This window comes from Methylobacterium sp. 4-46 (assembly GCF_000019365.1).
Lineage (GTDB): Bacteria > Pseudomonadota > Alphaproteobacteria > Rhizobiales > Beijerinckiaceae > Methylobacterium.
Genome location: NC_010511.1, coordinates 1,561,869 through 1,574,117, shown reverse-complemented (window position 1 = coordinate 1,574,117; position 12,249 = coordinate 1,561,869). Strand labels below are relative to the sequence as shown.

The window sequence follows — 12,249 nt, the reverse complement described above, 5'->3', positions numbered from 1 at the left end:
CTCCCATGTCGGCCATGCGGATGGCGGCGTCGCTCAGGCGCCGCACGGGCTTGGGATACGGGATCGGCTTCGATCGAGCGGATCCCGGATCACCGGTTCGGCGGCGAAGCAGGCCTGCCTCGCGCAAGGCGGTTTCGGGGGAGCCGGGGGATCGGCCTGCCCCTCACCCCTCCATCCAGCCGAACAGCCCCGCCCCCGGCGCGAGCCAGACGAAGGCCCAGACGAAGCCCGAGGTGACGTTGGCGATCTGGAACGGGATGCGCCCGACCACGAAGATCCCGGCGATGAGCGGCACCACCGCCCGCGCCGGCCCGACGAAGCGGCCGAGGAAGATTCCCCAGGCGCCCCAGCGCCGGCAGAAGGTCTCGCCCGTCTCCATCATCTCGGGATAGCGGGTGAGCGGCCAGATCCGCTTCGCCCCCTCCTTGTAGTAGCGGCCGAACTCGTAGGAGGCCCAATCGCCCAGGATCGCCCCGATCCCGGCCCCGACCATCACCGGCAGGAACGGGATGCCGCCCGCCCCGAGCAGGGCCCCCATGCCGAGCAGGATCACGGTGGCGGGCACCAGCAGCGAGAGCACCGCGAGCGACTCGCAGAAGGCGACGAGGCCGGCGATGAGCGGCGCCCAGGCATGGTGCGCGCGCACGAAGTCGAGCGTGGCGATGCGGATCGTCTCGAAATCCATGAACCTTGACCGTCTCTGCCCGGGGCGATGGTGGGGCTTCCCCGCCGGAATGCAATCCGGGGCGATCGCGCGTGTTGAGCCGCCCCGAGCGGCGGGCTACCACCGGGGTTCGAGGCCCGAGGGTCCTGCATGAACATCCTGTCGATCCAGTCCCACGTCGCCTACGGGCATGTCGGCAACGCCTCGGCGGTCTTCCCGATGCAGCGGCTCGGGGTCGAGGTCTGGCCGATCCACACGGTGCAGTTCTCCAACCACACCGGCTACGGGGCGTGGCGGGGCCGGGTCTACGACGGGCCCTCGATCGGCGAGCTCGTCGAGGGCATCGCCGAGCGCGGGGTGCTCGGCGCCTGCGACGGGGTGCTCTCCGGCTACATGGGCTCGGCCGAGATCGGCGAGGCGATCCTCGGGGCCGTGGCGCGGGTGCGGGCCGCCAATCCGAGAGCGCTCTATTGCTGCGACCCGGTGATTGGCGATGTCGGCCGCGGCGTCTTCGTGCGCCCGGGCGTGCCCGACTTCATGCGCGACCACGCGGTGCCGGCCGCCGACATCGTCACGCCGAACCAGTTCGAACTCGATCACCTCTCGGGCCTGCCGAGCCGCACCCTGGCCGAGGCCAAGCGCGCGGTGGCGGCCGTGCAGGCGCGCGGCCCGCGGGTCGTCCTCGTCACCTCGCTGCACACCGCCGAGACGCCCGAGGATTCGATCGACCTGCTGGCCGGCGAGGCCGGGGAGGTCTGGCGCCTGCGCACCCCGAAGCTCGCCATCTCGGTCAACGGGGCCGGGGACGCGAGCGCCGCCCTGTTCTTCGTCCACTACGCCCGCTCCGGCTCGGCGGCCGAGGCGCTCGGCGCCATGGCGGCCTCGGTCTTCGGCCTCCTGCGGCGCACCGCCGAGGAGGGCGCGCGCGAGATCCTGACCGTGGCCGCGCAGGACGAGTTCGTGGCGCCGAGCCGGGTCTTCCCGGTCGAGGCGGTGTGATCGCGGCGATGCGCGCCCGCATCGCGGCGATGCACACTGGCATCGCGGCGATGCGCGTGCGTTCGGCACGCCGCTGTGGTGCGGATGTGCTTGCCTGTACGCGCAAGGCTGTGCATCGATTCGCGCAGGCTGGCGAACAAGCGGGTTGACCCGCGCCGCCGATGGCCGCGCCGAGGATGAGACGATGGGGCTGTTTCAGGATGCTTTCACCCGGATCGGCCGGGTGGTCATGTCGTATGCGGGCGATACCGCCTTCCTGCACGCGGCGGCTTCGGGCGCGGCCAACGTCATCCTGGCCGACCGGGAGATCGACGAGGAGGAGATCGAGACCGCCCTCACGAATCTCGCCGCCAACCCGATCCTGCAGAAATCCTACGGCGTCCTGAAGCTGGAGCAGGAACTGCACGAGGCGATCGCCCGCGCGAAGAGCCGGGCCGGCCGGATCGAGAACCTGCGCTTCCTCTCGGCCATCGCCGACCGGCCCCTCGACCAGCGCCAGGACGTCTTCCTGATCGCCGCCGACGTCGCCGATCAGGGCGGGATCAGCGAACTGGAGCACAAGGTGCTGGACGAGGTCGCCGAGGCGCTCGGCGTCGACAAGGCGGCGCTCCTCTCCGCCTGAGCCGCTCCCTCGCCGCTCCTCTGGGCGGGGCGGGCCCGCGCCATAGGTGGAGGCGGGCCGGGGCCGCGCGAGCCCCGGCGATGCGGGAGCCGCCGGCCATGGATGTGGGATTTCTCGGGCTCGGCCGGATGGGCCGGCCGATGGCGCTCAACCTCGTCCGGGCCGGGCACCGGGTCCGGGTCTGGAACCGCACCCGCGAGGCCGCGACCTCGCTGCGCGAGGCGGGCGCCGAGCCGGTGGAGAGCCCGGCCGAGGCGTTCCGGGGCGACGTCGCCGTCACCATGCTGGCCGACGACGCGGCCCTGCGCAGCGTCATCGTCGAGGGTGGCGTGCTCGACCAGGGCCAGCGGCCCGCCATCCACGTCGGCATGAGCACGATCTCGGTCGCGCTCGCCCGCGACCTCGCCGCCCTGCACGCGCGGGCGGGGGTCGCCTACCTGTCCGCCCCGGTCTTCGGCCGGCCGGACGTGGCGGAGGCGGGCAAGCTCACCATCGTGGCGGCGGGGCCGGAGGAGGCGATCGCCCGCGCGCAACCGCTGCTCGACGCGATGGGGGCGAGGACGTGGCCCTTCGGGACGGAGCCGGCCCGCGCCAACGCGGTCAAGCTCGCCGGCAACTTCCTCCTCGTCAATGCGGTCGCGGCGATGGGCGAGGCGGCGGCGCTGGTGGAGGCCCACGGGGTGCCGGGCGCCGACCTCCTCGACCTGATGACGAACACGATCTTCGCGAGCCCGGTCTACAAGGGTTACGGCGCCTCGATCGCGGCGGGCCGCTACGAGCCGCCGGGCTTCGGCCTGTCGCTGGGCGCCAAGGACATCCGCCTCGCCCTCGCCGCCGGGGAGGCCGCGCGCGTGCCGATGCCGCTCGCGAGCCTCCTGCGCGACGGGCTGATCGAGGCGATCGCGCACGGCGACGGCGACAAGGACCTCGCCGCCCTCGCCCGCGTGGCCGCCCGGCGCAGCGGCAGGGTCAAGTGACGGGCAGGGTCACCTGACGGGCGGGGGAACGCCGCGAGGCGCACCGTCCGGGCCCGCAAGTGGAGCGGCGGCGGGCGGCCAATGAATCGCGCGTAGAGCGCGCGATGATCCAAGCTCACCCCGAGGCGTGGCGGAACACCCGGCCGCGGCGTCACGTTGTGACGGAACTGCCCGCCCCGGCGGGTTTCTGCTCGCGAACGGTCGCCCGATGACGCCGAATCCCGAACCCGGTCCCGCCTCGCCCGGCGGCGTGACCTCGACCCTCTGGACCGTCTTCCTCGGCCTCGCGCTGGTGCGCCTCGTGACGGCCCGGCGCGCGCCCGACATCGCCGAGCCCTCCGACCCGACCCGGCATCTCGGCCCGGGCGCGAAATCCTATTCGGGCCGCCCCGCCCAGCGGGTGGCCGACACCGAGCCGGATCGCGGCCGCCACGCCGAGACCCCGACCGAGATCCCGGCCAAGGGCTGGAAGGACATTCTCTACCGGGTCTACGTCGAATTCCAGAAGGACCGGGTGCTGTCGGTCGCGGCGGGCGTGACCTTCTACACGCTGCTGGCGATATTCCCGGCCATCGCGGCGCTGGTCTCCCTCTACGGCCTGTTCACCGATCCGGCGACGATCAACGACCACCTGTCGCTGCTGCAGGGCGTGCTGCCCTCGGGGGCCCTCGACATCATCGGCGACCAGGTCAAGCGCATCACCGCCAAGGGCGGCACTACCCTCGGACTCACCTTCTTCACCAGCCTCGCGATCTCGCTCTGGAGCGCGAATGCGGGCGTCAAGGCGATCTTCGACGCGCTCAACATCGTCTACGAGGAGGAGGAGAAGCGCAGCTTCATCCGGCTGAACCTGCAATCGCTGGCCTTCACCCTGGGCGGCCTGCTCTTCGTGGTGTTCGCCCTGACCGGGATCGTGGTGCTGCCGGTGATCCTGAACTTCGTGGGGACGTTCGGCATCTCGATCAGCCCGAAGGCGTGGTACATCGCGCTGCTGCGCTGGCCGATCCTGCTCGCGGTGCTGCTCCTGGCGCTGGCGGTGCTCTACCGCTACGGCCCGAGCCGGGACAAGCCGCAATGGCGCTGGGTGACGCCCGGCAGCCTGATCGCCGGAGTGGTCTGGATCATCGGCTCGATCGCCTTCTCCTGGTACGTCGCCCATTTCGGCAGCTACAACGAGACGTACGGGTCGCTCGGGGCCGCCGTCGGCTTCATGACCTGGATCTGGATCTCGGCGACGATCGTGCTGCTCGGCGGCGAGATCAACGCCGAACTGGAGCACCAGACGATCCGCGACACGACCGAGGGCGCGCCCGCCCCGCTCGGCACCCGCCGCGCCCGCATGGCCGACACGGTGGGCGCGCCGGCGTGACGCCCTCCCCGCGCCCCGCGCCGGCCCCTATCTAGGGGCCGGATGACGGGACGGCCGAGGGAGGAACCGATGGGCGTGGTCGACGGGGTGCGCGACGAGGCGGCTCTCAGCGAGGAGGAGTGGCGCCAGCGCCTGACGCCGGAGCAGTACCGGGTGATGCGCGGCCACGGCACCGAGCGGGCGGGCACCAGTCCCCTCAACCACGAGAAGCGGGCCGGCACCTTCCAGTGCGCCGGCTGCGGCCAGCCGCTCTTCGAGAGCGACACCAAGTACGAATCGGGCTCCGGCTGGCCGAGCTTCTTCGCGCCGATCGAGGGCGCGGTGGAGACGCAGGTCGACCGCTCCTTCTTCATGACCCGCACCGAGGTGCATTGCCAGCGCTGCAAGGGCCATCTCGGCCACGTCTTCGAGGACGGCCCGGCCCCGACCGGCCTGCGCTTCTGCATGAACGGCGCCGCGCTGAGCTTCGAGCCGAAGGAGTGAGACGGGATCCGCTTGATCGAAGCGGATCCTGGATCGCGAGCCTGCGCGGCGCCTGAGCGAAGCCCAAATCCGCCATCCCGAAGGGATCAAGCGGATTTGGTATGATCCGGTCTCCCGGCGCGCGGCCCGGGCGCCGGATGATCGGCCGGATGTCGGACGGGGCGCCCCGCCCCTGACGATGCGCCGGATGCGGCCCGGCGCGGGGGCGGGCTGAATCCGGGCGGTCCGAACGGCTTCCCTCCCGCGGAAGGAAGCCCGCGGGCGCGAGGGCTTCGCGGCGCCCTCGCGGAAACATGCGGATGAGCGCGGCGGACAATGCCGCAAAACCACGAGGACCGGCCTGCGCCCGGGCCGGAAGCGACGCTCAACTTAGAAATCCTTCAGCATAAGTGGGCCGTCGACATCCTGTCGATGTCTCTGCGGCATGATCGATGCGGCCGCGGGTGGCCATGATTGCTCGAACCGAAGTTCATCAAATACGCACGAGATGATGTGGCGCGCCGAGGCGTCGTCCGATTGATGTCGTCGAAAATTCTTCAAGAAATCACTTGTTAAGGTTCCATTAACATGTATGCTGCCTTCGAATCTGCGGAGATAGCAATGTCGCCATTTTTCCATTTTTGGAAGATAGTGATCTATTTCTTGTTTCCGCCGTTGATCGTCGCATTCATGTTTTATGTTGGTCAGGGCTATTATTTCAGCTTCAAAACCTCCTACCCGGATTGGGGGGTCTGGCAGATCAGAGGGATCGTCGCCGTCGTCGCGTTGCTGATCTACGGCTTCTTGGTGATCGCGGGGCGCGCCCTGGTCGAGGTCTCCGGGGCGAGCCCGTGGCGGCGACGGCTCCTGAAGGGCGGGTCCCTCCTGATCCTCGTCCTCACGAGCGGGTACGGGGTGTTGGCCGCCTGCATGCTCCTGCTGGAAGGGCCGACGATCCTGCGCGAGAGCATCGCGACCACGCGGGAGGCCCTGCTTCGGATCCAGGCGGAATCGGCGACGATCCTGGCACGCCCCGAGGTCGACGCCCTCGCCTCGCGGGTGAGAAGCCTCGCGAAGAACCTCGACACCGAGATCAGGAACCCCGTCGCGTGCGGGATCGGGCCGGGCGCGCGCAGGGCCATCGACGGGATCAAGGCCGTCCTGCCCGGCGTCGAGATCCTCACCGGAACCGGACGGGGTCTCGACTGCAAGGATCGCGCGACGGTCGAGGCGGTGGCGAGGGCCTACGGCAGCATGATCGACAAGGCCCTCGGCGAGTACCTCGCGCAGCCCTCGCGACAGATGGCCGAGAGGGCATCCCTGAGCCGCGAGATCAGGCTGACCGTCGACCAGGAGGTCGCGCGGCTCAACGAGAAGGAGAAAGCGCTGATTGGCGTTAACAATTTCCTTTTTGACCAAACTCTCTTCGAAGCGATCGTCCCGACCATCACTCAGGCGAATGCCGAGTACATCAAGCTTTACAACAAATTGTCGGGTTTTTCAAATCTTGAGAAATTCAAGTTGAAAAGCTATCTCGCAAACAATGCCTACGAGTCCGTCACCTCCCTGGTGCAGCTCGTTAACGTTTTGATCGAACGATCGAACAGGCCGACGACTTACATCTACATCATGGTTCCATTCGCGATCGATTTCCTGGCGGTGTTCCTGGTCGTCAACGCGGTGCGGGTGGATCGGGAGCGCGAGGCGAGGCGGCGGCGCCTGAACAGGGACCGCACGCTCCGGGAAAGCGGCGTCACCTACATCTGGTCTCCCATCGAGTTGGGCTGAGGCGACGACCGGAGCCGGCCCTCGTCCCGGAAGGCGAGACGTCAAGGAAAGTGGGGCTCAGCATTATGAACGATGCGAACGGGCACAATTTCTCCAGCGATCAGGCTTTCGACGACGACGACATCGAGCACGCGGATTTCGAGTCGCCTCTGCTGGCTCGCGAGATCATGAGTCATCTGAGAAACAACGACATTCACCCGGTCATGATTTTCGGTACGAATTCATCCGGGAAAACCATGATGCTTCTCTCGCTGATCGACTATATCAAATCGTCAGATGACGCCGTCGTCGATGTCCAGCTCAGGGCGCCGATCTGGCCGCGTCGGCACGGGTACTTCGCGCCCATCGAGGAGGCGGCGCGCGCCTTCTTCGAGAACCAGGTGGCGGCCTTCGGGCGAGGCTACGCGGCGCCGCGGACGCAGAGAGAAACGCCGTACTTCATCCCGGTCAACATCGTTCACGAAAGACGAACTGTGAAGTTCGCCTTCCTGGAGGGCATGGGAGAATGGTTCGAGCAGCAGAAACCGGCGGCCGGCCAGGCCGCCGACGCCTCGCGGATGCCGCCCTTCCTGCCATTCAGGAACCTCCTCAAGGAGATCCTGCAGCACTACGAACTCGGCATGTCGCTCATCTTCGTCGCTCCGACGGTCGCGGGGCCGGATGGGGAATCGGCCGCGAGCTCGCACGAGTGCCTGAGCAACGCCATGCATCAGGTCGACCGGCTGCGGGGCAACAAGAACCGCGACAACCTGCTCCTCCTGATCTCGAAGTGGGACGCGTGCTGCCCTCCGGGCGTGAACGGCAGCGGCTTCTCGGACGCGACGGCGTCGACCGTGCTCGACAGGATCGCGAGATGGCGGGTCGCTTGGCCGAAATTCGCCGCGATGACCGGGTTTCCCGCGCATTCCAAGGCGCTGATGCCGTACAGCGCGGCCTGGGTGCAGCCGGATCGGCGCATCACCCACAGTCCGATCTACGCGCCGGTGTTCAGGAGATTCAATCGGACGCTGTGGAACTGGCTCTACGGCAACGCGACGGCCGCTCTGCCGCATGGCGGCGGCGCGCGGGAGATCCTGTACGCGGACGTCGTCCCGAGCCCGGTCGAGGAGGCCGGGCCCTACGAGACGCTGACGAGGGTGATGATCCTCTCGGTCTTCTCGAAGCTGTTCCGAGAGCGCTGACATGCTGGCTGCCGTGGCGGTGTTCGACACGATCGGGGGCTTCTCGGCGCATTACATCGACGTGAAAGGTGAGGTCAGCCACCACGTCGACGCGCTTCAGGCGATCATGGTCCTGTCGAACGACGACGCGATCATGCGTCACGACACGGCCGGGTACTATGTCGTCGCCCGGCGCAACCCGGAGATCGAGGCCACCTGGATCGGTTGCTACAAGCCGCTGCCGCAGGGCGTCGTCGGGCGTTCCGGCGGGTATTTCGGCTGCGGCCTCTGGCTGTTCGGGACGCACCTGGACGGCGGCGAGGCGGTCGCGCTGCTGGAAGCGATCATCGGCAGGATCGAGTCCCTGCTGTCCTCGGGGCTGATCAGGGACACGGGCGCGTTGCGCCTGGAGGATCTCGAGGGCGACGTCTCCAAGCTCCACGACGCCGAGCGGGCGCAGCGGAGCAACCGGCCACGGCAGGGGCTCTCCTTCACCCTCCTGGGCACGCCCGCCGTCATCGACCTCTCGCGGGAGGCGGATTCCGCGGCGCTGCCCGACGCGCTGACGCGGGCCCAGCGGGACGGCCTCTTCGAGCCCTACGCCAAGGTCCTGATCGCGCGCGACGCCGCCGCCATGCGCGGCGTCCGGGCACCGGGACCGCGCCTCGACGCGCGCGCCCGCGGGGCCGCCGGCGAGGAGCGCGAGCGCGGCTCGATCTGGTCCGGCTGGCGAAGCCCGTCCGCCCCGTCGCCGGACCTCGCCAGGCTGCCCCCGCCGCAGGCCCTGCCCTCGCCGCGCGCGGAGGCCGGGCGTGCGCCGAGCGGCCTCGCGGAGGTGCAGCAGGCCTGGCAGCGTCAGTTCGGCGCCGTGGAGAGGCGGATCGACGCGCTCGACGCCGCGCTGCGGCTCGCCACCCGGCGCAATCAGGCCGGCCTGCTCGCCCTCGCGGGCGCGAGCGCGATCGGCCTGGGCGCCGTGTCGTGGTGGGGGATCGCGTCGTCGCCTCCGCCGGCCCTCACCTCCTCCCCCGGCCGGCCGGCCTCGGGGAGCCCTCCCCTGCGATCGAGCGCGGATCCGGCCGCCCGGCAATTCGGTCCTCCCGACGCGCCGCGCGACCGCCAGGACCTGCCGGATTCCCGCACGGAAGCCGCGCCGGCACAGCAGGATTTCGGTGCGGTGGTGGGCGCGCTCGAGAAATCGCTTCTGACCTTGCAGGGCCTGATCGCCAGCAACGACCTCCCGAAGAACCTTGTCGCGAAGCACAATCTTCGCGGAAATTTCAATGAGATCATCGCCGCTCTGCAGCCTGTCGGGGATTTCAGGGTGCGGGAACTGGTCGACCGGCTGAAGCCACGCGCCGCGGACGAGCCGGCGAAGGTGCCGAACGCCGAGCCGACCCGGAGAGGGAGCCCGTAGCGGCGCCGGCGGGCCGCCCCGGCGCGCGGGCCCGGCGCGGGGTGGCCGGATCGGCGCGCGACCGCGCGCATCCATCGACTCGGCCCCGCCATCCTGACATACGGTGCACCACCGCCCCGCGCGGTTCCGCCTCTGGAGTTTCGCGATGTCGCCCCGTTCGTTGCGCCAGGTCCTCGCGGCCGGTTTCGCAGCCCTGCTCTCCGTCTCGGCCGCCGCGCAGGAGGCGGTTCCCCCCGTGAAGGTCGGCGTGCTCAGCGACATGAGCGGCCCCTTCGCGGATCAGGCCGGCACCGGCTCGGTCGTCGCCGCCCAGCTCGCGGCCGAGGATTTCGCCAAGGAGACCCCCGACATCAGGGTCGAGGTCGTCTCGGCCGACCACCAGAACAAGCCCGATATCGGCCTTGCCATCGCCCGCAAGTGGCTCGACCAGGAGAGCGTCTCGACCATCGTCGACCTGCCGAACTCCGCCGTGGCGCTCGCCGTCGCCAACCTGATGCGCGAGCGCCACCGCGTCGCCCTGGCGTCGAGCGCGATGACCTCCGACCTCACCGGCAAGGCCTGCGCGCCGACCACCGTGCAGTGGGTCTCCGACACCTGGGCGCAGGGCTCCGCCACCGCGCGCGCCATCGCCGAGCGCGGCTTCAAGTCCTGGTACTTCCTCACGGTCGATTACGCCCTCGGCCAAGCGCTGGAGCGCGACGCCACGGCGGCCCTCAAGGGCATGGGCGGCAGCGTCAAGGGCTCGACCAAGCACCCGCTCAATGCCGGCGACTTCGCCTCGCCGCTGCTGGCCGCCCAGGGCTCGGGCGCACAGGTGCTGGCGCTCGCCAATACCGGCGCCGACATGATCAACGTGGTCAAGCAGGCGGCGGAATTCGGCCTGATGCCCGACATGCGGGTTGCGGCCCTGTTCATCCAGATCTCGGACGTCCACGCGCTCGGCCTCAAGGCGGCCCAGGGCCTGCAATTCGCCAGCGCCTTCTACTGGGACCGCACGGACGGCACCCGCGCCTTCGCCAAGCGCTTCGCCGAGCGCATGAACGGCCGCATGCCGACCGAGAACCACGCCGGGGTCTACTCGGCGACGCTGGCCTACCTGCGCGGCGTGCGCGCCGCCGCCACCGTCGAGGGCGAGAAGGTGCTGGCGGCCCTGCGCGAGACGCCGATCGACGACCCGCTCTTCGGCCCGGTCACGATCCGGCAGGACGGGCGGGCGGTCCACGACCTCTTCCTGTTCGAGGTCAAGACCCCCGCCGAGTCGAAGGGGCCGTACGACTACTACAAGCTCCTCGCGACGGTGCCGGGCGACAAGGCCTTCCGGCCCATGAGCGAGGGCGGCTGCCCGCTCGCGAAGTAGGCGCCGCCTCGACAGACGGCGCGCGGGCTCCACTTCGAGGAGGGTGCCGCCCCGGCACCGCCCCCGCGGAGGAGCCTTCCATGACGCAGCCGACCCTGACGCTCAACGACGGGAAGCGCGTGCCGCAGCTCGGCTTCGGCGTCTGGAAGCTCGCCGACGAGAAGGCGCCCGAGATCGTCGGCCTCGCCCTCGAGGCCGGCTACCGGGCGATCGACACGGCGGCGGTCTACGGCAACGAGGCCGGGGTCGGCCGGGCCATCGCGGCCTCGGGCCTCGCGCGCGAGGAGATCTTCGTCACCACGAAGCTCTGGAACGATTCCCACGGCAGCGACGAGGTGCTGCGGGCCTGCGACGCCTCCCTGGAGCGGCTCGGCCTCGACCACGTCGACCTCTACCTCGTGCACTGGCCGCTGCCGCAGCGCGACCTCTACGTGCAGACCTGGCGGGCGATGATGCGCCTGCGCGAGGACGGACGGGCGCGCTCGATCGGCGTGTCGAACTTCACGGTCGCGCAGCTGAAGCGGGTCATCGACGAGACCGGCTCGACGCCCTCGGTCAACCAGATCGAGCTGCATCCGCGCTTCCAGCAGCGGGCGCTGCGGGACTTCCACGCGCGGGCCGGGATCGTCACGCAGGCCTGGAGCCCGCTCGGCCGGGGCGCGGCCCTGGCGGATCCGGTGATCCGGGGCATCGCCGAGAAGCACGGGCGCACCCCCGCCCAGGTGATCCTGCGCTGGCACATCGAGAGCGGCAGCGCGGTCATCCCGAAATCGGAGACGCCGGCGCGCATCCGCGAGAATGCCGACATCTTCGGCTTCGCGCTCGATCCCGAGGACCAGGCGGCGATCGCCGCGCTCGACGCGGCGGACGGGCGCATCGGCCCCGACCCGGAGACGTTCGGCTGAATCCGCAACCGGCCGGCACCTCGGGGCGTTCCTGCCCCTCACCGCATCGATGACGGGAGGGGATTCATGCGCACCTACACGCTCGCCTTCGCCGACGTGCTCTACGCCTGCCTGCCCGACGGGGCCGACATCGACCGGGTGATCGAGGAGGAGGCCTGCGTCGGCTGCGCCGAGATCGATCCGGGCGAGGTGCGGGTGGTGCGGGGCCTGACGCTGACCGCCTTCCCGGCCGCCGCCGACGAGGTGGTGTGGTGCGCCGGCTCGGACGGCGACCTGACCGACGTGCACGGGCGCTGCTTCCCCTACGCGGTGCGGCGCTGGGTCGATCGCTGAGCGGGGATCCGCGTGGCCGGGGCGGAATCCGGGACGCGCGCCATCCGCGACCGACCGGCCCGGCTCGGTCCCGCCTCGCGGTGCGGCCCGTGCGGCCGGAGGTGATGGCCCCCGCTGCCTCCGTGATGCCCCCGTCCCAGATCGATCAGCAATCGCGCAACGCCCTGCGCCGCTTTGCGGGCGAGACCTGATCGAT

12 protein-coding genes are annotated in these 12,249 nt (G+C 70.1%); 11 read left to right on the top strand and 1 reads right to left on the bottom strand.

All coding sequences use genetic code 11. The annotated features are described in order from the left end of the window. Nucleotides 1-163 precede the first annotated feature (163 nt). Nucleotides 164-685: a DedA family protein gene (locus M446_RS06790; RefSeq protein ID WP_012331363.1), complete on the bottom strand. Its 522-nt coding sequence runs from the start codon at nt 683-685 to the stop codon at nt 164-166. A gap of 129 nt (nt 686-814) precedes the next feature. On the opposite strand from M446_RS06790, the gene pdxY reads away from it, so the two are divergent. The 11 genes from pdxY (at nt 815) to M446_RS06735 (ending at nt 12,053) form a co-directional block, all read left to right on the top strand. Beyond that, on the top strand, nt 815-1,663 hold the full coding sequence (gene pdxY / locus M446_RS06785; RefSeq protein ID WP_012331362.1) for a pyridoxal kinase PdxY: 849 nt from the start codon (nt 815-817) through the stop codon (nt 1,661-1,663). Between the two features lie 184 nt (nt 1,664-1,847). Next, nucleotides 1,848-2,285, top strand: coding sequence for a TerB family tellurite resistance protein (locus M446_RS06780; protein ID WP_012331361.1), 438 nt, complete (start codon nt 1,848-1,850; stop codon nt 2,283-2,285). A gap of 98 nt (nt 2,286-2,383) precedes the next feature. Beyond that, nucleotides 2,384-3,262: an NAD(P)-dependent oxidoreductase gene (locus M446_RS06775; protein ID WP_012331360.1), complete on the top strand. Its 879-nt coding sequence runs from the start codon at nt 2,384-2,386 to the stop codon at nt 3,260-3,262. A 208-nt stretch (nt 3,263-3,470) separates the two neighbouring features. After that, complete coding sequence (locus tag M446_RS06770) at nt 3,471-4,631, top strand: YihY/virulence factor BrkB family protein (protein ID WP_012331359.1); 1,161 nt, start codon at nt 3,471-3,473, stop codon at nt 4,629-4,631. Nucleotides 4,632-4,700: 69 nt separating this feature from the next. Beyond that, on the top strand, nt 4,701-5,114 hold the full coding sequence (gene msrB / locus M446_RS06765; protein WP_012331358.1) for a peptide-methionine (R)-S-oxide reductase MsrB: 414 nt from the start codon (nt 4,701-4,703) through the stop codon (nt 5,112-5,114). A 567-nt stretch (nt 5,115-5,681) separates the two neighbouring features. After that, on the top strand, nt 5,682-6,881 hold the full coding sequence (locus tag M446_RS06760) for a hypothetical protein (RefSeq protein ID WP_265576552.1): 1,200 nt from the start codon (nt 5,682-5,684) through the stop codon (nt 6,879-6,881). Between the two features lie 65 nt (nt 6,882-6,946). Beyond that, entirely contained in the window at nt 6,947-8,062 is a 1,116-nt protein-coding gene (locus M446_RS06755; RefSeq protein ID WP_012331356.1) for a hypothetical protein, read from the top strand. 1 nt (nt 8,063) lies between these two features. Further along, nucleotides 8,064-9,458 (top strand): hypothetical protein, encoded by a 1,395-nt coding sequence (locus tag M446_RS06750; protein ID WP_012331355.1) that lies wholly within the window; start codon nt 8,064-8,066, stop codon nt 9,456-9,458. Between the two features lie 145 nt (nt 9,459-9,603). Continuing rightward, nucleotides 9,604-10,815 carry an ABC transporter substrate-binding protein gene (locus M446_RS06745; protein WP_012331354.1) on the top strand — a complete coding sequence of 404 codons (1,212 nt, stop codon included), beginning with the start codon at nt 9,604-9,606 and terminating at the stop codon, nt 10,813-10,815. Between the two features lie 80 nt (nt 10,816-10,895). Further along, entirely contained in the window at nt 10,896-11,720 is an 825-nt protein-coding gene (locus M446_RS06740; protein WP_012331353.1) for an aldo/keto reductase, read from the top strand. A gap of 66 nt (nt 11,721-11,786) precedes the next feature. Further along, a complete protein-coding gene (locus tag M446_RS06735; protein WP_012331352.1) occupies nt 11,787-12,053 on the top strand; it encodes a hypothetical protein in 267 nt (88 codons plus the stop codon). Nucleotides 12,054-12,249 lie beyond the last annotated feature (196 nt).